The sequence below is a fragment of the Haloarchaeobius sp. FL176 genome, from assembly GCF_024609245.1.
Classification (GTDB): Archaea; Halobacteriota; Halobacteria; order Halobacteriales; family Natrialbaceae; genus Haloarchaeobius.
Genome location: NZ_JANJYH010000007.1, coordinates 127,778 through 148,319 on the forward strand (window position 1 = coordinate 127,778; position 20,542 = coordinate 148,319).

18 protein-coding genes and 2 tRNA genes are annotated in these 20,542 nt (G+C 64.0%); 7 read left to right on the forward strand and 13 right to left on the reverse strand.

The window, feature by feature from the left end; all coding sequences use genetic code 11:
• Positions 1-874 precede the first annotated feature (874 nt).
• From NO978_RS14165 to tatA, 11 genes are all read right to left on the reverse strand, one after another.
• Positions 875-2,509: a hypothetical protein gene (locus NO978_RS14165; RefSeq protein WP_257300246.1), complete on the reverse strand. Its 1,635-nt coding sequence runs from the start codon at positions 2,507-2,509 to the stop codon at positions 875-877.
• A 496-nt stretch (positions 2,510-3,005) separates the two neighbouring features.
• Positions 3,006-3,080: transfer RNA gene (locus NO978_RS14170), tRNA-Arg, on the reverse strand.
• A gap of 61 nt (positions 3,081-3,141) precedes the next feature.
• Positions 3,142-3,888 carry a hypothetical protein gene (locus NO978_RS14175; protein ID WP_257300247.1) on the reverse strand — a complete coding sequence of 249 codons (747 nt, stop codon included), beginning with the start codon at positions 3,886-3,888 and terminating at the stop codon, positions 3,142-3,144.
• Positions 3,885-4,421, reverse strand: coding sequence for a hypothetical protein (locus tag NO978_RS14180; RefSeq protein ID WP_257300248.1), 537 nt, complete (start codon positions 4,419-4,421; stop codon positions 3,885-3,887). The genes NO978_RS14175 and NO978_RS14180 overlap by 4 nt, the downstream gene beginning before the upstream one ends.
• Complete coding sequence (locus NO978_RS14185; RefSeq protein WP_257300249.1) at positions 4,418-5,434, reverse strand: hypothetical protein; 1,017 nt, start codon at positions 5,432-5,434, stop codon at positions 4,418-4,420. The genes NO978_RS14180 and NO978_RS14185 overlap by 4 nt, the downstream gene beginning before the upstream one ends.
• Positions 5,428-6,069, reverse strand: coding sequence for a hypothetical protein (locus tag NO978_RS14190; RefSeq protein WP_257300250.1), 642 nt, complete (start codon positions 6,067-6,069; stop codon positions 5,428-5,430). Before NO978_RS14190 ends, NO978_RS14185 begins: the two co-directional genes overlap by 7 nt.
• A gap of 4 nt (positions 6,070-6,073) precedes the next feature.
• Complete coding sequence (locus NO978_RS14195) at positions 6,074-6,586, reverse strand: hypothetical protein (RefSeq protein WP_257300251.1); 513 nt, start codon at positions 6,584-6,586, stop codon at positions 6,074-6,076.
• A 26-nt stretch (positions 6,587-6,612) separates the two neighbouring features.
• The gene (locus NO978_RS14200) at positions 6,613-8,664 is read right to left on the reverse strand and encodes a type II secretion system F family protein (RefSeq protein ID WP_257300252.1); all 2,052 of its coding nucleotides are present in this window, start codon (positions 8,662-8,664) and stop codon (positions 6,613-6,615) included.
• The gene (locus NO978_RS14205) at positions 8,661-12,398 is read right to left on the reverse strand and encodes an ATPase, T2SS/T4P/T4SS family (RefSeq protein ID WP_369684145.1); all 3,738 of its coding nucleotides are present in this window, start codon (positions 12,396-12,398) and stop codon (positions 8,661-8,663) included. Before NO978_RS14205 ends, NO978_RS14200 begins: the two co-directional genes overlap by 4 nt.
• A 601-nt stretch (positions 12,399-12,999) precedes the next feature.
• Positions 13,000-13,072 (reverse strand) — tRNA-Arg (locus NO978_RS14210).
• Positions 13,073-13,100: 28 nt separating this feature from the next.
• Entirely contained in the window at positions 13,101-13,409 is a 309-nt protein-coding gene (tatA, locus tag NO978_RS14215; RefSeq protein WP_257300253.1) for a twin-arginine translocase TatA/TatE family subunit, read from the reverse strand.
• Between the two features lie 114 nt (positions 13,410-13,523).
• On the opposite strand from tatA, the gene NO978_RS14220 reads away from it, so the two are divergent.
• The 6 genes from NO978_RS14220 (at position 13,524) to NO978_RS14245 (ending at position 17,392) form a co-directional block, all read left to right on the forward strand.
• Positions 13,524-14,021, forward strand: coding sequence for a redoxin domain-containing protein (locus tag NO978_RS14220; protein WP_257300254.1), 498 nt, complete (start codon positions 13,524-13,526; stop codon positions 14,019-14,021).
• Between the two features lie 44 nt (positions 14,022-14,065).
• Positions 14,066-14,878 carry an HD domain-containing protein gene (locus NO978_RS14225; RefSeq protein WP_257300255.1) on the forward strand — a complete coding sequence of 271 codons (813 nt, stop codon included), beginning with the start codon at positions 14,066-14,068 and terminating at the stop codon, positions 14,876-14,878.
• Positions 14,879-14,938: 60 nt separating this feature from the next.
• Positions 14,939-16,240: an MFS transporter gene (locus NO978_RS14230; RefSeq protein ID WP_257300256.1), complete on the forward strand. Its 1,302-nt coding sequence runs from the start codon at positions 14,939-14,941 to the stop codon at positions 16,238-16,240.
• A gap of 203 nt (positions 16,241-16,443) precedes the next feature.
• Positions 16,444-16,677 carry a hypothetical protein gene (locus NO978_RS14235; RefSeq protein ID WP_257300257.1) on the forward strand — a complete coding sequence of 78 codons (234 nt, stop codon included), beginning with the start codon at positions 16,444-16,446 and terminating at the stop codon, positions 16,675-16,677.
• On the forward strand, positions 16,674-16,949 hold the full coding sequence (locus tag NO978_RS14240; protein ID WP_257300258.1) for a hypothetical protein: 276 nt from the start codon (positions 16,674-16,676) through the stop codon (positions 16,947-16,949). The genes NO978_RS14235 and NO978_RS14240 overlap by 4 nt, the downstream gene beginning before the upstream one ends.
• 146 nt (positions 16,950-17,095) lie before the next feature.
• Entirely contained in the window at positions 17,096-17,392 is a 297-nt protein-coding gene (locus tag NO978_RS14245) for a hypothetical protein (protein WP_257300259.1), read from the forward strand.
• Positions 17,393-17,439: 47 nt separating this feature from the next.
• On the opposite strand, the gene NO978_RS14250 is transcribed toward NO978_RS14245, so the two are convergent.
• The gene (locus NO978_RS14250) at positions 17,440-18,009 is read right to left on the reverse strand and encodes a DoxX family membrane protein (RefSeq protein ID WP_257300260.1); all 570 of its coding nucleotides are present in this window, start codon (positions 18,007-18,009) and stop codon (positions 17,440-17,442) included.
• 180 nt (positions 18,010-18,189) lie between these two features.
• Between NO978_RS14250 and NO978_RS14255 the strand changes: the two genes are divergently transcribed.
• On the forward strand, positions 18,190-18,387 hold the full coding sequence (locus tag NO978_RS14255) for a XapX domain-containing protein (protein WP_257300261.1): 198 nt from the start codon (positions 18,190-18,192) through the stop codon (positions 18,385-18,387).
• Positions 18,388-18,696: 309 nt separating this feature from the next.
• On the opposite strand, the gene NO978_RS14260 is transcribed toward NO978_RS14255, so the two are convergent.
• Entirely contained in the window at positions 18,697-20,538 is a 1,842-nt protein-coding gene (locus tag NO978_RS14260) for an FAD-binding protein (RefSeq protein WP_257300262.1), read from the reverse strand.
• Positions 20,539-20,542: the final 4 nt, after the last annotated feature.

Here is a 20,542-nt window from a genome sequence, read left to right on the forward strand (position 1 = left end):
GGTCGTAATCAAGCAACCCACCAGACTGATGTGTCGGCTCCCACCGAAACGACAGGCGAACAAACCGATAGCATCCAGACTCATACGTATCCTGAAGAGATTCCATATAGGATAATCGGATATGAGGGTCGCCTGTTGTCTCAGGCCGAAGAATCCTCGAAAAGTGTTTCAATCGTCGCCAGTCCCTCTGACGCAGACGAACTCAATTTCCAAGATGCCGAGTGGGTTTGGCGCGGTGAAAACCTAACTACTGCGGATCTCGAGCAGTTCGTCGAGGGGACGGAGTTTGGCCGAGAGTACATTCTTATGATTCATCGACAAGTTTCGGGGTCTGATGCTAGACTTATCGTTCGTAACATTGATAGGATGACCGAGAGCCACGTTCGCGTCGACATCTCCGTAACCGAGGGGTCTCTGACGAATAGGCCACGGAAGACACTCATGGTCCAGATCCCCGTCGGAACCGCCTCGGCACCACAGTCGGCAACGGTCTACTTTTCGACGCCATATGGGGACGACGTGGCTGGCACCTAAATCAGAACGTAAAGACAATCAGCCGTGCGGGGTTCCACAGAGCTGGAATATTCTCACATTCCCCTCAAACACCCCCACGTCGAGAATGTCACGTAGATTCGGCGATGCGGACGTGGGGGCGGGGCTGAGTATTTTTTCTGCTTTGTGCCCTTGGGCACACTCTCCAAGGGGATGTTCCCGCTACACAGGAACGACCCGCGCGGTCCGCGGCCCGATCTCGAGCTCGACAGCCGACTTCATGACCAGATGACCAACCCAGCTTGCGCTACGGCGCCGTGAAATCGCAACTCAGGTTGGAAAAACAGCACGCAGGATAGTGATGCCTCTCACAGGGACCGCGCTATCGGCGGTATTCGCTGAACCGGACGAGTTCGCTGAACACGCCCGTCCTCCGACTCCCGTCGACACTGGCCGTGACCTTCGCTCCCACCAGGTCGGCCACGTCGTAGCCGCACCGGTTCCACGCCGCGCGTGCCTCCTTCAGCACGTCCTCCATGCGTGGCTCGGCGGTCCGCTTGAAGCTCGACAGCATCGTGTCGATGCGAATGCTCTCTACGCTCCCGTCGTCGCGCACGTCGATCTCCGCGCCGTACTTGTTCAGCCACCGCTGGAACGCCGACGACTCCGCCTGACGGCTGTTCATCCCGAGGATCTTCGCCGCGCGGTCGGCCGCGTTCTTCACCTGATGCTCGGTGCTCTCGATGATACCCTTCAACTCGTCGTGGAACTTCTGGGACGCGAAGCTCACCACACCGTTGTCGTTCTCAAGGACGGAACCGAGCCGCCGGAGCGCGCGGTAGATCGTGCTCACCGAGTGCTCGGTCTCATCGGCGATCTCCTCGTAGTGCTGACCGCCACCGTCCGAGAGGAGCTGGTCGAGCACGTCCACGTCGGCGTCGGTCATGTCCCGAAGCGACGTGACGAGCAGGTGCTCCTGCTCGGCCTCGATCTGTGGCGTCGGGTCATCGTACATCGCGACTGTCTCCTCGCGAATCGCCGGGTGGAAATGGTCGTCTTCGATGTACGTCGTCGGGTCCGGCTCGGTCGGCACGCCGCCCCACTCCAGGAGGTTCAGCAGCGTCTCCTCGATCTCACGCTCGGCGGCCTCCAGGTCACGCCAGATAATCGGCTCGCCACCGTTCCGTTGCTGGTTGATGAGCACACCCACCTTTGGATGATAGAGCGGCTCCTCGGGGTCGCTGTGGACGTGTTTCGGGTGGTAGTGCTTGAACTGGAACCCGTAGCGATGGCTCGGTATCAGCTCGCGCGCGCTGTCCGGGCCGACCCAGAGGCGGTGCATATAGCCGACGATGTCCTCGTTGTCGACCTTGTACTCCAGCTTCGTCCCCCGTTCGTCCGCGAGCAAGTGCATCGCCTGCATCATCGTCCCACTCGCGAGCAGCTTCGACGCCATCGACCGGCGCACCCGCACGTACCGCTCGTAGGCGGTCACCCGCGAGTGCAACGGGCTGGGCTCGTCGGTGAAGTACCGTGAGTTCATCGACAGCCCGGCGTGCGTCGCGACCGCGTCGACGATGCCGTGCAGCAGCTTCGGCACTTCCTCGGGGTCGACGTTGCTCGCCTTCAGCTCGACGTCCACACCCTCGGTACCGAACCGCTTCCACCAGCGTTGACCGAACCCGAGTTCTTCGCCCGTATCTCGGTGTCTCATGTCGGCGAATCGCGGCTCGATGAGAGGGGAGAACTTCCGGCGACCCTCCCCCGTGCAAGTGATGTCCCACGAGTACAGGGCGTCTCCCCCGACGTTGTCGGTGGGACGGGGCGCGATTCCGGTCTTCGAGTAGTTGCACTGAATCTCCCAGCGTTCGCCGTCGATCTCGGTTTCGAACTCGGCGTACCCGTCGAACCGACCGACGATTGCCTTCGCGAGCAGCTGGTACGGACCAAGCCCATAATGGGGGTACTTTAGGTAGCCCTCGAACTCGTGGGCCTGCGTCACCGTCTGCTGGGTCATCGGTCACCCTCCGACTCGTCGGGTGCGGGCCAATCCCAGCGCATCGTCTCGCCGCTCTCGGAGTCGTAGAGCCGAGACGCACGGACGAAGGTCACTCTTCGTCACCTCTGTCGGGGGCAGGCGGGGCACGCTGTCCCTTCCCGATTCGGCGGAGTCGTTGCGAGCAGACCTTACGGTGACCTGCCTCACGACCGCGCAGCGTCTTCGTGCAGCGCGCGCCGCACTCGTCACACCGGAATTCCCGCGACGTAGTCGGTTCCGGCTTCGCACGTTCCCGGTAGCGCAGCTCGTCGGCGGTGATGCCGAGATTGTCTGCGCTCAAGCGTGACACCCCCTGGTTTGCAGAGAGAATCGCCCGACTGCGAGGAGGTCCGTTTGAAACAGCTTGAGACCCGATTTTAGGCCTCGTTCGAAAAATCGGGATTCTGCCGAAAACGAACGTACAGACGGCTCTACGGAGTGTTTGGGTTTGGCAACGAAACGATTAAATTTCGAATGGGCGCTGCAGGATTTGAACCCGCGGCAGCTTGGTCCGAAGCCAAGTACTCTGTCCAGGCTGAGCTAAGCGCCCGTATCTACTGGTAAGAGGACAGTCCCTTTTAACTCCCGCGATTCGAGAGCGGGGGAGGGCGTCACCGTGGGGCGGGAATCTCGACGTCGATTACCGTCACCCTGATGACGACGATGTCGGCCGAACAGCCATACTCGCCGGCGTTATACGTCCAGCCGTTGTCGACGAGGTAGCGGTCCCAGGCGTCCCCGAACTCGCTGTCCGCCACCGAGAGGTTGACGCTCTCGGCGTTCGCGCTGCTGCGCTGTGCGCTGTACAGCACTGTGGAACGGTTGGCACGAGCCTTGATCTGGACGTTCCCGTCCCCGCTCTGGGACGTGACGTCGTCCGCTCTGAGGACGACGAGCGAGACGACCGCGCGGCCGCCCTCGCAGAGGAAGGAGGGCTCGTTGATCATCGCCGAGGCGTCGCCGTCCTGACGGAACACGCCGCCGTTCCCGTAGCCGATGGTGGTGCCGTCGGCCGTGTACAGGAGCGAGCCCGTAGTGTTGGTCCCGTTCCAGAGTGACGTTCCCCCCGAGTCCCGCACACTGATGTTGAACTCGCTCTCCCGACTCAGCTGGATGGTGCCACCCCTGAGCCTGAGTTCGCCGTTGCGGGCGACAGCGCGGCCCTCCTCCACGTCGTCGAACACCGACGAGAACGCGTCGAACGCGCGGGCGGCGTTCGTCTTCTGTTCGGACTCCTGGAAGTCGCTCAGGCTGCTGAACCCGACGCTGTAGACGAGTCCGACCGACGTGATGATGATGGAGAAGACGAGGACGAACGCGAGCACGTCGCTCACCGAGCGGTCGTCGCGAACGGTCATACGCGCACCTCCGAGACCCGCCGGACCGACGGCGGAGCCAGTGCGGGTGGCCGCTGCCCACTGATACTGATCGTCGAGCCGTCGTAGACGACGAAGAAGTCACCGCCGCTGACGCTGCTCGCCGTGATCGGTTCCGTGCTCCGGAACGGGACGATGATCTGCACGTTGGCCTGTGGCGACTCCATCACGAGACAGGCGACGTCCGAATCGCTCTGGTACGTCCCGCACTCCGGAGCGGACGTCCCGTACAGGGAGACCGCGTATCCGGAACCCGACACCTGTGGCGGGTGGTTGGTCTGCAGGACCATGTTCCCGGTCGTACCGCCGGCCTCGTGACCGACGTTCGCGATGTCCTCGGCCATCCGGTTCCCCAGCGTCCTGAGCTCGGTCTGTGCCGCTCCAGTCTTCCGGTCCTCGAGCAGGCCGCTCGCGCCGAGGAGCAACCCCGCGACGAGGACCGTCGTGATGGCGATGGTCAGGATGTGCGTCAGTGCGATGGAGACACCGCGGTCGTCGGTCGGTTGTCGTATCATCGTGTGCTGTTGTAGACGGGGACGGTGACTGTTCGCGTGTACGATGCAGTCGGCGAGCCGTACTCGATGTCGACACCAGCCCCCCAGACGATGTAGCTGTAGTTCGGAGCGGCGGCGGCCGGTGCGCCGACGCTGTCGAACGCAGTCGTGCTCAGATGGGCGTCGTACTGCCCGGTGACGTTACCGGCGTCACGGAACTTCACCTTGTAGCCGTCGGTTCCTGGGACGAACGCCATGTCGTCCGTGAACTCGAACGTGCAGGACGTGCCCTCGATGGAGCCGTTCAGCATGTCGACATCGAACGTCGACCCGACGGCGAGGTCGTCACAGCCCGCTGGTACACTTCCGGTCCCGTCCTCCCAACCTGAAGGGGCCGTGCCCGAACCGGCGTCGACGTAGACGTCGAGACTCCCAGAGTCGTTGACGAACCGGACGACACGCCAGAACTCGCCACTTGATGCATCCCCGCCGAGCGCGGCGAGGTGGAACGCGTCATCGGGAGTCGTTTCGAGGGAGTCCCGTTCGAGCGTCATCTCGAACCGACCGACATCGGAGTAGGTACTGCCGGTCGGAGTCAGGCTCCAGTTCCCCTGGTTGCTCCTATTCTCGAAGTTCGCGGTCGTGTCCTGGTACACACGGACGCCGTAGTCCGTCGCCGGTTCGGTCGCGTTGAACGAGATGTTCGCGACGACCGGGCTAGACTGGGCGTTGAGTTCTTGCCAAACGGCACTCAGGTTGCTGACGTTGCTCTCGACGGCGGCTCCTGCACCAGGTGCTTTGGAGGAGAAGGTCCCGTCGTTCACCCGATATGCCACTCCGGCGACACTGTCACCGCCGGCGTGTCGCACTTGTTCGGCCTGGTTCACCGACGAGACGGTCCCAGTCGAGTCGACGTTCTCGGCGTACAGGCTCGTGTTGAACACGACGACGATACCGAGCACGATGAACGCGATTGCGAGCGCTCCGACGAGGACGATCTGCGCACGCGAGGGATCTTCGTCCAGTCTCACCATACGACCACCCGGATGACGACCACGTTGTAGATGGGGCTGTCCTCGAACTCGTCGGCCTCCGGAATGGGGAAGAAGACGCTATCGTCGTCGTACGCGTCACCGAGGGTGGGACAGTCAGGGTGGCATCGCGTGCCGATGATGCGCTGGTCGTCGTACAACGTGACGGTGTAGGTCGTCGACACTGCCGGCGCGTTGGGGGATCCGCGGTTGACCATCGCCACCTCATCCGTGCTGCTTCCGTTGCGGTAGGAGACGACGATGTTGTACTCCTGCTCCTGTTCGCCGAACGTCTCGTTCAGCATGCTGCCGAACTGGGTCCCGTCCGCGTCACACGTCGTGACGTTCGGGGGCGGATCCACGCCGTACCCACGGTCTTCCGACTGTCCCTCCACAAAGTACGGTTGGGAAGTGTTGTTCCAGTACCGGACATGACAGGAGAGGTCGCCGTCGTCGGCGCTGATTATCATGATGTCGTTCGCGGATGTCCGGAGCTGTTCCTGGATGTCGAGACTCACCGACCCCGACGTCGTCGGGAGGATGACGACCGACTGGAACGCGAAGAGGATGGCCGTCAGTAGCAGTATCGACCCGATGAACCCTTCCAACGTGTACGCCTGTGACCTGTCGTCGTTCATCGTATCACCACACTCGGACCACCAGTACGCATTGGGCGTCGCACACCCCGCCCGAGACGAGAATCACCCTCGTCGTCGAGGCAGCCGGCGTCTGTGAGCGGTAGTCGTCGCCCGCAGTCGCGTCGGTGCTCCCGACCACGGCCATCGACCGTATACCCCCCTCGCTGACGTTCATCACGGTAACGTTGATATCAGCCGACGCGCGCAACCCGAAGTACTCACGGAGTTCGTCCTCGTCGTTGCGGAGGGGTGTTCCGTCACCGTCGAAATCGGCGTTCAACCACGTCTCCAGCTGGGTCGCGTTCAGCGTCCGCGGCTCGCCGTCGACGCCGAAGTCGTTGATCATCGTCCCGGCGACGCGGTCGGACTTGGCAGTGATGTCGTCTCCGACCGGCGACCCGAACGGACTCAGGAGCGTCGGCAGGAAGCCGAACGTGAACCCGACCGTCAGCAGGAAGACGCTGATGCCGACCGCGAAGTCCTGCGTCGTCTGCCCTCGATCCGAGCCGCGTTGCATGGTGTTTCCCGTCGTCTTCATCGTTCTCACGCTACCGCCGCCCACACGACGAGTGCGATGGTCATCAGCACGAGGACGAACTTCATCCCGCTCATGATGTCGGCGTCGCGGATGTAGCCCGCGATGAGTCCCGACAGGAGCGCCTGCATCGTCACCGCGTGGAAGAACAGCAGCGAGAGCCGCCCGGTGTTGATGCTGGAGCCGAGGCTCGCGGTGCCAGCCGAACTACCACCGCCCCCGCCGCCGCTGGCGTCGTTCAGCCCGGTCAGAACGTCGAGGAACTGCGTCTTCAGGATGGCCATGACCGCGAGGAGCGTCAGGTACGTCATCAGGATGATGACGACCTGCATCCGGGTGCGGGACTTGCGCTCGCGCTCGATGTCGTCCTGGTTCTCCGACGCCTGCGCCGCAGTCGTCAGCACGTCCGTGATCTGACTGGAGGCCTCCTGCGCCTTCGAGATGAGCTTGACCGTCCGCGCCATGCGCGGGATGTGGTACTTGTTGTTGAACTCGACGAGCGCGTGTTTCAGGCTCATCCCGTAGTTGACCTTCGCGTGCATCGTCTCGAACTCCGTCGCCATCTTCCCGCTCGTCGTCTCGGAGACCGTCCGGAGCGACTCGAGTAGCGTCTGGCCGGTGTCGTTCGCGCTCGACAGTTTCCGCAGGTTGTCGGAGATGCTGTTCGTAATGACGCTGCGCGACCGGACGTTCCACTCGCGGAACACCGCGAGCGGCAGGACCACGATGTAGGTCGGCATGTAGACGTACATGAACGTCCCCCAGACCGGCTGGTCGATCATCCCGTCCCAGGATGTCGGGACCGCACCCGACACCATCGCGACGACCGTGATCACGAGCACCAGCGGCACCGTCAACGCCATCGTGTACAGCGGGTTGTCCCGGAAGAAGAGGTGTGGTTCTTTGAGCACCTGCATCGTCTCGTAGGTCCCCTCCTTGTTTTTGATGCGGTCGAACATCGAGAACTCGCCCGTGTACTCCTCGACGAGGCCGAGATTCAGCACGCCCGACCCCTTCTGGACGGAGAGTCGGTCGTCGGCGTCGGCAGGGTTGAGGTAGCCGTCGCCCGGCTCGTCTTTCTTGACCGTGGAGACGAGGACGAGGAAGCCAGCACCGGTCATCGGGATGAGTCCGTACACCGTCGCGTACAGCATCATCGGGTCCGCTTCGCCCAGCATCCGCATGATGACCAGGATGATGATGAGCAGCAGTGGGAACAGCGACAGCGTCATGTACATCTCGCCGAACAGCTCCAGCGTCTCCAGGGTCATCTCCTGTTGCTGCTTGGCGGTCCGCATGTGCTTGTCCTTCTTGTCTTTCAGGAAGTTCTCCATGTCACCGCCGGAGTTGACGATGGAGAGCATGTCCGTGAGGAACTGCGCGACCTCGTCGCTCGGGGTCTCCATCGCCTGATTCCGGATCGCCGTCCGGTAGTCCGTGTCGAAGTACTCGGTCTCCTGGACGATGGACTGGAACTCCTTCGCCACCTCGCCGTAGGTGTCCTCGGCCTTCGCCATCGCCTCGAGGATCTCCAGCTGGTTCAGCCCGCCGACCGAGAGCGCGTACATGAACGACACTGCGTCCGTCAGCAGCATGTTGATCTCGCGCTTGCGCGCCGAGGCACGGGAGTAGGGAACCGCAACGAGTGCACCGAACCCCATCGCGAAGCCGATCGACCCGAGGAATAGGCCGGTCACGACGACCAGGGCTGGCACCTTGACCGCGTTGATCAAGTCGACGACCGCCTGGTTCGGAATCGTCGCGCCGAGGATGTTGTCCGTCGGTACGATACCCGTCATGAACAGCAGGTAGCCGATGACGGTCCCGAGTGCCCACAGCGCACCGCCCGAGAGCACGCCGATGCCCAGCGAGCGGGAGAGATACATCTCGACGGTGTCGGCCATCCGGGCCTGCGCGAGCTTCGTCTCCACGTCGGCGACGAAGTCGGAGTTCTCGTCGAACAGCCGCTCGTACAGCGGGTAGAACATGTCCCCGAGCGAGTCGGTGGAGGCGTCGAACCCGCTGCTCTCACCTGCGTCGGTCCGGGACTGGAGGCTCATTCCGCATCACCGGTGCCGCGCTCCTCGTCCTCGGTGTCGTCGAAGACGCTTTCCTCACTGTCCGCTTCGTCCTCCTCGTCATCTGAGGCACCGAAGATGCTGTCTTCGTCGTCGGTGTCGTCGCCGTCGTCGAACATCCCACCGTCTTCATCTGCAGCGTCATCGACGCTGGAGCCGAACATCCCGGCATCGTCCTCGTCGGATTCGGCGTCGTCACTACCGCTGAAGATGCCACCACTCTCGTCACCGAAGATGGAGTCGACTTCCTCGTCGTCCTCCTCGAAGAACTGCTCGTCCTCCCCGCCGAAGAACGCCGCTTCGTCGTCGATGGGGCCGGACTCGTCGGCTTCACCGGCTGCGTCTGCGTCGGAGTCAACAGTTGCCGCCGCATCTCCGTCTGCGTCGGCGCCCGCTGTCGCATCCGAACCTTCGTCACCGACGGTGGCCGCGTCGTCGGTTGGCTCCTCGTCAGTCGGAGTCGATGCGTCCTCGACCGACGCCTCGGTCGTGTCGGACTCGCCCTGGCCTGGTTCTGCCGTGTCCGCAGGCGACCCGGCGTCGAACATCGACTCGCCACCGGAGTCGTCGGTATCCGAGAATATCGGCTCGTCGGCGTCGTCGTCGCCGTCGAACGCCTGCTCGTCCTCGCCTTCGTCCAGTGCCGGGAACTCCGCGCTCACGTCGCTCGCGCTCTCGTCGAGTTCCGGCGTCTCGGTGCCGGAATCGGTCGCGGTCGCGCCGTCGGCCGCCGGTGCCTCGTCGGACGAGTCGTCGGTCGTCGTCTCGTCCCCGGCGCTCGCTCCCGCCTCGAGTTCCGGCGTTCCCTCCGGTGCCGGCTCGGTGCCGCCGGCCGCGGCAGCCTCCGTCTCCGCGTCGCCGGTATCGTCCGAGGTCGAACCCGCACCGAAGCCGGCGTCCTCGCCGAAGTCGAAGCCGTCGCCCTCGTCGCTCAGCCAGGACGGACCCTCCTCGACCTCCTCGTCCGTGCCGGAGAACGAGAAGTCCTCGCCGTCGTCGTCGTCGAGGTCGAACGGGTCTCCGTCGTCGCCGACGGAGCCACCGAAGTCGAAGTCGTCGCCCGGCTCCGCCTCGACCTCGGCTGCCTCTTCCTCCATCCCCGAGCCTGAGATGGCGGACTCGATGCCGAGACCACTCAGTTCCTTGTCACGGTACTCCTCGAACAGGGACTCCTCCGCGCGTTCGAGGATGTCTTGCGCGAGGTTGTACGTCTCGTCGTCGGGGTCCGGCCGAGGGACGAGCTCCTCGTCCTCGGGGTCGACGTCGATGTAGACGGACTCCATCTCGCGCAGGTCTTCGAGGCTCTCCTCGAGCTTCCCGTTCGCGATGAGTGCGAGGATGGTCTCGGGGTCGTTGACGAACGCCTGCACGGTCGCCGCGACCTCGACGTACTTGCTGAGCCCGTTCTTGATGAGGTAGGCGAGAATCACCTGGCGCTGGAACAGCTCGTTCTCCAGCCGCTCGCGGTTCCAGCCACGGTCGAACTCGATCTCCTCGAGGGTGTTCGACTCGCCCATCTTGAGGAACTCGTCGGTCTCCGCCTGCCACTGGTAGACGTCCTGAACGTTGATCTCGTCGTTCTCGGCGTCGTAGTGGTTTATCTCCGTGATGTTACGGTTCCGGCGGACCTTGTTGCCGCTCACACGCGTCTGGGTCTGGATTGACACCAGGTCCAGCGCGGTGAACATCGTCTTCGAGACGTTGATGGGGTCCGTGGTGAACCGCTTCAGGACCTCGCCAACTGAGTCCGCGTGGAACGTGGTGTACGTGGTGTGACCGGTCGACATGACCTGGAACAGCGTCCGGCCCTCCTCACCACGGATCTCACCCATGACGATGTAGTCGGGGCGCTGGCGCAGTGCGGCCTCCAGCAGGTCGAACTCGTCGACGTCACCCTGGCTGTCCTCGCTGAACGAGGGACGGGTGACGCTGGCGATCCAGTTGCGCTGTGGCAGCTCGACCTCGCGGGTGTCCTCGATGGAGACGATCTTCGAGTTCGAGGGGATGAACAGGGAGATCGCGTTCAGGCTCGTCGTCTTCCCGGACGCCGTCCCGCCGGCGAAGATGAGCGACTTGTGGTTCTCGATGCAGAGCCAGAGGAACGCCATCTCGTCCAGCGAGAAGGTGTTCCAGTTGATGAGGTCGATCGGGGTGAACGGGACGTCGTTGAACTGACGGATGGTGTAGTTCGTCCCGTGGTCGGACACCTCGCGGCCGAGCGTGAGCTGGGCACGCGAGCCGTCCGGCAGGGTCGCGTCGACCTGTGGCCGCCGCTTCGAGATACCCTTGCCGGACCGCTGGGCCAGCTTCACCACGAAGTCGTCCAGCTCGTGGTGTCCGTGGAAGATGTTGGAGATGATCTGTTCGTAACCGCTGTGGTAGACGAACACCGGGGAGTTGTGCCCGTTACAGGAGATGTCCTCTACGTTGATGTCGTGCTTGATGGGGTCGATGCGCTCGTAACCGATGAAGTTCCGTTTCAGCAGGTACAGCAGCTTCTCGACCTGGTACTCGTTGAGCGTGTCCGCGTCCTCGGCGACGATGACCGGCTCCGGCCGTGCCTTGATGCCGTCGAGTTCCTCCGCCGTGGGTTCATCGTCTTCCTGTTCGGTGTCGGGGCCCTCCTCCGCGGTGTCGAACATCTGGCGGATCTGTTGGACGATGCCGCCCGCGCCGCCTGACGAACCGCGTCCGCGTGTCGTCCCCGAGAACAGGTCGTAGCGCCGCAGCAACCGCTTGGTCTCGCGGTCGATGACCTCCCGCCGGGCGTCCTCGTCGCCCTCCACGGTGACCTCGTCGTCGGAGTACTTGATGGCCGTCCGGAGCTTGCCGGACATGAACTCCTGGAGGTCGTCCTCGATCTCGTTCATGTACGGCTCGACCGCGTAGTACTTCTTCTCGTTCTCTTTCTCGGAGTGGAAGATGATGACGAACGCGTAGGGTTTGTTCACCCAGTAGCGTTCCTCCTCGCGGAAGTGGAGCTTCTTCTCCCGCGGCACCGCCTTCTCGAGGTCGTACCGGTTGGCGACGGTCGTGTTGCCCGCGTCGGTCGAGAAGAACTCGTCCTCGTCCTCGTGTGTGATGTTGACAGTCCGATCCTCGACGAGGTCGTCGAGCTCCTGTGCGAAGTCGTCGGCCTGACTGAGGATGCCCTCGGTGTCCTCGGCCTCGAAGCCGAGGTACTCCTCCTCGTCGAACTCGACCTTCTCGCCGGCCGAGTCCGTGGGAATGGAACCGTCTTCGTAGTGGTACTCCCACTTGAAGTGCTCCCAGGTCCACTCGTCCTTGACGACCGGCGTGGTCGCAGGGTCGCAGTACGCGGCGAACTCCTGCCAGAGCCGCTTCCCGTTCGCGCCCGCGTAGTCGGTGATTCTCTCCGTCAGTTCGTCCGGGTGATAGCCCAGGTACACCTCGGGATCGAACTCGACCTCGTCCCACGCCGAGCCGTGCGGTGCCGTTGCCACTTCGCCCTCGCTGTTGCCCAGTCCGAGGCGCTCTGAGTCCTCCGTCGTCTGTCGGTTGACGCCAGCGTACAGCGCCGAGACTTCGTTCTCGTACCCGTATTCCTCCATGAAGTCCCGCCACGTGTACTCGCCCACTCTGGTGTCCGAGCCCTCGACCGGACGTTCAGGGGGGCCGTCACCCGACGTAGAGGCCGATTCATCAGTCCCCTCGAACTGATTCGCCTCGGAACCGTCGGCGTCGTTAACAGCCATTGAGTACCCCTTTTCCTACGCGAGCAAAAAACCTTCCACCGATTATCAAATATGAAATCCACCCGGCCATCAGGTCAGAAGGATTAATTATTCTCCCATTACCACGCCGCTTGCTTGCGATTATCGGTCGGCTTCGGTAACTACGTGTCTACTTAATTGCGACACATTAAAGTTAATACCAACTCTCTCGGAGGTGCATTCGTGCTCGAATAGACAGAATTAAGTTCCGGATTGGAACCAGACAGGCCCACCGAATCGAGAGACGGGCGGACGTCAGACGCTCGTATCCAGTTCCAGTTGCTGTCTGGCCAGCCCGCGTTCGCTCGCCCGAACCACGTACGATCCGACACACCCGACTGCAGACATGAGCTGCCACCGAACCACACGTCAGCGACCCGTCCGAACTGCTGCGGCCGGCATGGGGAAACTCGAACCACGCTCGGACGTGCTCGCGCGCGACCTCGCTGCTTCGAATCCGGCGCCCGCTGCCGTCACTCGCCTCCGCTCGTGACAGGCAGCGGGCGTGGTGGGACTCCCACGAGCGAACGGAGTGAGCGAGTGGGCGGTCACCACGGCCGTCGACCGGGCGAAGCGAGAGAGACGGGCGTGGTGGGATTCGAACCCACGGTCTGAAGGTTAGGAACCGTCCGCCCTGTCCACTAGGCCACACGCCCTCGATATCTCGTCTGCGAAAAAAGCCGGTTATTTCGAGTCGGACTCGGTCTCCGTCTCGGGCTCCGTGTCGATCGGGTCCGGCTCGACCGTCGCGTCCGAGCTGGCGGAGCCAGCACTGCTGGAGCCTGCATCGACCTGTGCTCCATCGCGGATCTCTTCGAGTTCTTGTTCGACTTCTTCTCGTCCCTTCTGGAATTCACCCATCGCCTCACCGGTCGAGCGTGCGATCTTCGGAATCTTGTTGGCTCCGAAGAGGAGCACGACCACGAGGAAGATGAGCACGACTTCGGGAGCGCCAAGTCCGCCGACGAACAGCGGTGTGGTTGCAAGTGCCATCTCTACGCGTTGCTTGCCCGCTTGTAATTATAACCTTTTTGCTCGACCCATGTGTGGGACTGGCATGGTTCGGGGATCGAACGGCTCTTTTCGATCCGTCTCCAAACCTCATCGATGGTAGACATAGGCGACGAAGCGCCAGATTTCACTGCACCGGTCGCGAACGGCGGCGTCGAACAGGTCACGCTCTCTGAGCAAGCAAAGCCCGTCGTCCTCGCGTTCTTCCCCGGGGCGTTCACGAGCGTCTGCACTGACGAACTCTGCACGTTCCGCGACCGACTCGGGAACTTCGAGGACGTGGGTGCAACCGTCCTCGGCGTCTCGGTCGACCTGCCCTTCGCACTGAACGAGTTCCGTACGCAGAACGACCTCTCGTTCGGGCTGGTCAGCGACTCGGACCGCGAGATAGTCGACGCGTACGACGTGCGGATGGACTTTGCGGACCTCGGCGTTCCGGGCGTGGCCAAGCGCGCCGTCTTCGTCGTCGATGACGACGGCGAGGTCAGCTACTGCTGGGTCAGTGACGACCCCGGCGTCGAACCGGACTACGACGCGGTCCGTGAGGCCGCCACGGCTGCCGCGTCCGACGCCATCGAGACTGGGGACGACTGAGAACACCCAGTTTCTTTAGTAGTCAGAGAGTCGAGTGCAACGGTATGAGTGACACCGAGGAGACCGAGTCTGCAGGCCGAATCTACCGCCCCAGCGAGGCGCACGCCTTCCCCGACGGTCGACTGAACGACGTGCTCGAGTTCGTCGAGAACGACCCGGAGATCACCACCTACCTGGAGGCCCAGAACGTCAACGCCGTCGACCGGAAGGGGTACAACGACCACGGCTCGAAGCACATCTCCATCGTCCGGCACCGCGCGCTCTGTCTCTACGACCTGCTGAAGCGGGCGGGCATCGAGTTCAACGGCGCACGCCAGCAGGGCCTCGAAGAGGCCGACGAGGCCGTCATCGTCGCGCTGGCGGCGACGCTGCACGACATCGGGCACGTCGTCCACCGCGACTCCCACTCGTATTACTCGATCCCGCTGGCGGCCGACGAGCTCGATCGCATCCTGCCGGAGTTCTACTCGAAACCCGACGCGGTCCGCGTGAAAGGCGAGGTGCTGCACGCCATCCTCTGCCACCACACCGAAGAAGAGCCGCTGACGCGCGAGGCCGGGGTCGTCCGTATCGCGGACGCACTCGACATGGAGCGGGGCCGCTCGCGTATCCCGTACAAGAAGGGTGGCCGCGGCATCGACACGCTCTCCAGCCAGGCCATCAAGAACGTCTCGCTCCAGACCGGTGACGACTACCCCGTCCTCGTCGAGATCGAGATGACGAGTGCGGCCGGCGTCTACCAGGTCGACAACCTGCTGAAGGCAAAGCTCCACGACTCCAAGCTCGAGCAGTTCGTCCGTATCGTCGCCGTGCAGGCCGAGGAAAGGGACGAGCTCGTCGAGCGCATCGAACTCTGAAGAGGCACTCGCTGCCGCGAGTGACGGCCTTTTTGTGCGCCACTGTTTCGGTTCGTAACAGTGAGCTCGGCGGCGACCGGCGGGTCCATCGGCCTGCTCAGGAACCGGGAGTTCCTCGCGCTCGCAGGCACCGCCTTCGCCAGAGCGCAGGCGTACTCGACGGTGCTCATCGCGCTCGCGCTGTACGCGGAGCAGTTCGACACCACCGGCACAGTCGAGGGGCTCTTCGGCACCGCGTTCGCGCTCGCCCAGCTCGTCATCGTCCTCCCGCTCGGCCGCTACATCGACATCGGCAACTCGAAACGCTACCTGCTGGCGGGACTGGTGCTCAACGTCCTCGTCTTCGTCGGGTTCTCCCTGGTCGGGAGCGTCGAACACGTCATCCTCGTCCGCGTCGTCCAGGGCATCGGCGCGAGCCTGCTCTGGCTCACCGGCTCCGCCGTCGTCGGCGAGATATCACCGGCCGACGAGCGCGGGCACTGGCTCGGTGTCTACAACCAGGTCGGAGCGTTCTCCAGCCTCGCCGGCGACATCTTCGGCGGGCTCCTGCTGTACGTCTACGGCTTTCAGGTGGCGTACGCGGCGCTCATCGTCATCACGATGGTCGCTTTCGTTCTCGTGCTGGCCTACCTCCGCGACGAGCCCGGTGGCCGGAAGGACCCCGAGGAGGCGACGGGTATCGAGACGCTCCGGCGGCTCCTGGGCCGGACCGCCATCCGGGCGCTCGTCCTGTTCCGGGTCTCCTTTTCGGTCGGGAAGATGGCGGTCATCATCTTCCTCCCGATCTACGCCCGCACGGCCTTCGGCATCAATCCGCTCGCGATCGGCGGTATCCTCGCCGGCGGGAAGCTGACGAAGTCCGCGCTTCAGGGCTACGTCGGCGCGCTGAACGACCGCTCCGACGACCCGTACCTGTTCATCCTCGGGGGCGCGGTGCTGTACGCGCTCGGGACCATCCTCGTTCCCTACGCCGAAGTCGCCCACCGGGTGTTCCCGACGGTCACGCTCGCGTCGCCAGTCTCCGCGGCGAGCATGACGCTCCCGCCGGCGTTCTTCTCGCTCTTCCTCGCCTACGCAGTGCTCGGTGTCGGCGACAGCGTCCGGCTCCCCGCGAGCATGTCCCTGTTCGTCGAGGAGGGCGAACACTTCGACGCGGTCGCCGGCAGCATGTCCCTGCGCTCCATCGCCTGGAAGCTCGGGCAGGTCTCCGGCCCGGTCCTCGTCGGTGCGATCTGGGACGCGACCTCGGTGTTCGTCGCCTTCGCGGTCGCCGCCGGTGCGTTGTTGCTCTCCGCGCTCGTCTTCGCGGTGCTCTTCAGTGTCGACCCCGCTCCCGGGGGCGCACCCGCCGCCGGGGACTGAACCGAGTCCTGAGTGCCACCGTGTGGCAGAGGATGATGCTCGCCCGGTGTGGTTCCTCGCGTCCAGGTGACCGCTCCCTGTCCGAGCTATGGGACGAAACGGGCCGCGAGTCCGCAGCTTCCGTTCCGCCGGAACGTGGCCCGTCGAACCGCGGGAAACCCGTGCGAGCCTACTTACAGATACGGGCCCTAGGCAGGATAGTTATGGACGAGAGTTTCTCGGCGTCGCTCCGTCGAACCAAGATCGAGACCAGAGTCCAGTACGGTCTCATGTTCCTGTTCGGGTCACTGAGCCTGGTCGCCGCCGTCGCACCACTCGATGAACTCGTCAAAGTAGCCGTGGTCGCGATGCTGTTCGGCTTCACCGCCGGGCTGTGGGTGTCTCACCTCATCCAGCTCGTCCAGGGGGCAATCGCGGACGGAGCGACCGGCCAATGAGTGCCGACGCCGCAACCGGTGACGAGACCAGCAGCTCCGCGTTCCTCACTGGACTCGAGTTCCTGACCGGCCCGGACCCGAACGCCGGGTCGTTCCTCCTGGTCGTCGGGATCGTGACCTGCATGTTCATCGCCGTCTTCCAGCTGGCGCTCTCGCCGCCGGTCTCGAACCTGCTCACGGGTGCCGTACTCGTGGTCGCCATCATCAGCTTCATCCTCGGTGCCATCCTCGACATGTTGGGCCACTTCGATGCGGAGTCGACTGAGACGTAGGGTCAGCGGCTGCTTCCGGGACCAGTTCACGGTTTCGTCCGGGTTGTTTCCAACGCACCGGGCGTGCCGGCTGCCTTCGACCGACCAGAGCCGTCACCGGATGACTGGAACGCGGCGTTCATGTAGGCCGCACCGCTAGCGGGCGTATGACATCCGACGGAGACGGCCGCGAATGGCCGGACCCACCCGGCGTCGGCGAGGAGCGGGGAGAGAACCGGGCCCGACTCCGGTTCAGGCTCGCCTGCTCCGCGGTCGTCGCCGGTCTCCTCGTCGTGCTCTTCTGGGGCTACATCACGGGCTTCCTGCTCGATGCGCTCTGGCCACCACAGGAGCCGTTGACCCGCTGGGCCACACTCGTCCTGCTGCAGGTCGGTGGCTTCCTCATCCTCCCCCTGCTCGTGGGCGGACTCGTGGGCGATGCACTCTACGACAGGCTGCACTGAAACGGCGAAACAGACCGAAAAAAGCCGCAGTTCGGGTTCGCGACCCGTTAGCCGAGGATGTAGCTCAGCGCCGGGTACTTCTCGATGAGCGGTTCACCGCCGAGCTCGTACTGCTCGATGTAGGTGTCCAGACCGAGGATGCGGCCCGCACCGAACGCCGCGACGGCCAGGAACACGAGCATGTACGCGAAGTCGCCGTTGATGACGCCGTGTTCGACGCTCCAGTTCCCGAAGTAGAACATGAGCATCATGAGCGCGCCGAAGAACGCCGCGAGGCGGACCAGCGCACCGACGAGGAGCCCGAGACCGATGAGGAGCTCACCCCACGGGACGGCGATGTTCACGAAGTCCATGAACAACGGCGAGCCCACCATGGCCGAGAACATCCCCTCGAGCGGGTTGCCGTTCGCCGCGGCGACGTTCTCCAGGTAGCCGTTCGCCGTCCATCCGCCGGCTGCGATTTTGTCCCAGCCGGAGTAGAGGAACGCGTACCCCATCATCAGCCGGAGCGCGAGCACGAACCACGCGCTCAGACTGTGTGCCTTGCCCTTGACGGTGATGCCACCGAGTTTGCTCTCGAACGTGTTCGCGTCGGCCGTTATCTGGTTGGTTGCCATCGTTCTTTCCTCCTATACTCCTACAGATGCCCGGAGACGTCGTATATACCGCGTATCGTTCCCGCTCCGCGAGAACAAGAGACGGGACCGTGCTTCGGCCGAAACCGTGCGTTCTGTGTCGCACGGGCCCGGGGGAATGGAACGGCTTTTGTTCGCGCAGGAGAGACCACTGAGGTTGTCATGAACGCCACGCAGGCCGTCCTCGCCACGCTCACCGGCTTCACCGTCGGTGCGCTGTTCAAGTTCGTCGAGATACCCATTCCCGCCCCGCCGAACTTCGCAGGTATCATGGGTATCGTCGGTATCTTCCTCGGCTTCCAAGTGATGTCGGAACTCGGGGTGACCATCGACGACCTGTTCACCGCGCTCGGGCTGTGAGGTCGTCCGTCGGACGACACTGTCCGAACGCCGTCGTATCTGGAAGTGATTACCTGTCGCTGGCCGACGCGTGCTGCCCCATGTCCCGCCATCGACCACCCTCCACACCCCGCAGTAGGCCGGACTCAATGCCACGGGCGAGGCTCTACGTGCTCATCGTCCTTGCCCTGATGACCCTCTGGGCGATGTTCTACTTGCCGACGCCGGAAGGGTCCGGCCTCATCCCGTAGCCGACCGCTGCGTGAGTGCGGTCGACGGTGCGGGTCGAGCCGTCAAAAAATCGACCGGCGAAGTCCGACCGAACAGCCCTCAGTAGGACCGTTCCTTCGGCTCGTACGTCTTGTTCTCGCCCTCGAGGATGGTCGGGCGGTAGAAGATGGTCGGGTCGCCGTCGTTCCACCCGACGAGCGTGTGCTTGAGCCACTTCTCGTCCTTGCGCTCCTGGTGCTCCGCGCGCCAGTGTGCGCCGCGGAACTCCGTGCGGACGAGCGCGCCGAGCGTGATAGTCTCGGCGACGTCGATGAGGTTGCGCGTCTCGATGGTCTGCTGGAGGTCCGTGTTGAACGTCCGCGACGGGTCGTCGACGTAGACGTCCTGGTAGGCCTCCCGAATCTCGCGGATGTCCTGCAGCGCCTGCTTCAGGCCCTCCTCCTCGCGGAACACGTTGACGTTCTGGGTCATCGTCTTCTGGAGGTCCGCGCGGATCTGGGAGTGCTGGACGCCCTCGTCGCGCTCCATCAGCGTCGAGACGCGTTCGCGTTCCGTCTCGACGGTCTGCTCGACGACCGCGTCGGCGTCGGCCGTGACCGCGCCGCCGTCGGCCGCCACACCCGAGGGGCCGCTGTCGATGCCGACCTCGCCGGGCTGGTACGGAAGCTCCGTCTCGTCGTACTCGATGTCGCCGCGCTCGCCGGTCTCGATCTTCGCCTCGGCCATGTCGCCACCGGCGGCGTGCTTGCCGGCACGCGCGCCGAAGACGATGAGTTCGGGCAGGGCGTTGCCACCGAGGCGGTTCGCACCGTGGACCGAGACACAGGCGGTCTCGCCCGCGGCGTAGAGCCCGTCGATGCAGGTGTGACCGTTCTCGTCGGTCTCGATGCCACCCATCTCGTAGTGCTGGCCGGGCTTGACCGGCATGGGCTCTTTCAGCCCGTCGACGCCCTCGAAGTCCTCCGCGAGGTGGAGGATGTTCTCGAGCCGGTCGACGATGCGCTCCTCGCCGAGATGGCGCATGTCGAGCATGACGTACTCGTCCTCGAAGCCGCGGCCCTCGTTGACCTCGGTCAGCTCCGCGCGCGACACCACGTCACGGGAGGCGAGTTCGCCGTCGTTGTTCGCGTAGCCGTGCTCGAACATGAACCGCTCCCCGTCGGCGTTGTAGAGGATACCACCCTCACCACGGACACCCTCGGAGATGAGCACGCCCGTGCTCGGCAGCGTCGTCGGGTGGAACTGGACGAACTCCATGTCCTCCATCGGGACGCCCGCGCGGTAGGCCATCGCGTAGCCGTCGCCGGTGCAGGCGACCGCGTTCGTCGTGTGGTCGAACGCCTGCCCCGGGCCGCCCGTTGCGAGGATGACCCCGTCGTTGGCCTTGAACCCGGCAATCTCGCCGGACTGCACGTCGTAGCCGACGATGCCGTGACAGGAACGGTCCTCAGGCGTCTCCTCGTCGGTGACGGCGAGGTTCATCACGTACCACTCGTCGTACACCTGGATGCCCCGCTTGACGACCTGCTCGTACATCGTGTGCAGCAGGTGGTGTCCCGTCTCGGCACCGGCGTAGGTGGTGCGCGGGAACGAGAGCCCGCCGAACGGTCGCTGGGAGACGCGCCCGTCCTCCTCGCGGGAGAACGGCATCCCCCAGTGTTCGATCTGGAAGACCTCCTCGGGTGCGTCCTGCGCCAGCGTCTCGATTGCGGGGGCGTCGCCGAGGTAGTCCGACCCCTTCATCGTGTCGTAGGCGTGCAGCTCCCAGTCGTCGCCCTCGCGCAGTGCCGCGTTGATGCCACCCTCTGCAGCGCCCGTGTGGCTGCGAACTGGGTGGAGTTTCGTGACGATAGCCACGTCCGCTCCTTCTTCCTGGGCCGCGATGGCGGCGCGGAGTCCCGCGCCACCGCCACCGACCACGATGACGTCGTGTTCGTACATTGTT

Coding starts and splice junctions, on each gene's coding strand:
- NO978_RS14165 (WP_257300246.1), bottom strand. CDS start 2,509: ATGACCCAGCAGACGGTGACGCAGGCCCACGAGTTCGAGGGCTACCTA.
- NO978_RS14175 (WP_257300247.1), bottom strand. CDS start 3,888: ATGACCGTTCGCGACGACCGCTCGGTGAGCGACGTGCTCGCGTTCGTC.
- NO978_RS14180 (WP_257300248.1), bottom strand. CDS start 4,421: ATGATACGACAACCGACCGACGACCGCGGTGTCTCCATCGCACTGACG.
- NO978_RS14185 (WP_257300249.1), bottom strand. CDS start 5,434: ATGGTGAGACTGGACGAAGATCCCTCGCGTGCGCAGATCGTCCTCGTC.
- NO978_RS14190 (WP_257300250.1), bottom strand. CDS start 6,069: ATGAACGACGACAGGTCACAGGCGTACACGTTGGAAGGGTTCATCGGG.
- NO978_RS14195 (WP_257300251.1), bottom strand. CDS start 6,586: ATGCAACGCGGCTCGGATCGAGGGCAGACGACGCAGGACTTCGCGGTC.
- NO978_RS14200 (WP_257300252.1), bottom strand. CDS start 8,664: ATGAGCCTCCAGTCCCGGACCGACGCAGGTGAGAGCAGCGGGTTCGAC.
- NO978_RS14205 (WP_369684145.1), bottom strand. CDS start 12,398: ATGGCTGTTAACGACGCCGACGGTTCCGAGGCGAATCAGTTCGAGGGG.
- tatA (WP_257300253.1), bottom strand. CDS start 13,409: ATGGCACTTGCAACCACACCGCTGTTCGTCGGCGGACTTGGCGCTCCC.
- NO978_RS14220 (WP_257300254.1), top strand. CDS start 13,524: ATGGTAGACATAGGCGACGAAGCGCCAGATTTCACTGCACCGGTCGCG.
- NO978_RS14225 (WP_257300255.1), top strand. CDS start 14,066: ATGAGTGACACCGAGGAGACCGAGTCTGCAGGCCGAATCTACCGCCCC.
- NO978_RS14235 (WP_257300257.1), top strand. CDS start 16,444: ATGGACGAGAGTTTCTCGGCGTCGCTCCGTCGAACCAAGATCGAGACC.
- NO978_RS14240 (WP_257300258.1), top strand. CDS start 16,674: ATGAGTGCCGACGCCGCAACCGGTGACGAGACCAGCAGCTCCGCGTTC.
- NO978_RS14245 (WP_257300259.1), top strand. CDS start 17,096: ATGACATCCGACGGAGACGGCCGCGAATGGCCGGACCCACCCGGCGTC.
- NO978_RS14250 (WP_257300260.1), bottom strand. CDS start 18,009: ATGGCAACCAACCAGATAACGGCCGACGCGAACACGTTCGAGAGCAAA.
- NO978_RS14255 (WP_257300261.1), top strand. CDS start 18,190: ATGAACGCCACGCAGGCCGTCCTCGCCACGCTCACCGGCTTCACCGTC.
- NO978_RS14260 (WP_257300262.1), bottom strand. CDS start 20,538: ATGTACGAACACGACGTCATCGTGGTCGGTGGCGGTGGCGCGGGACTC.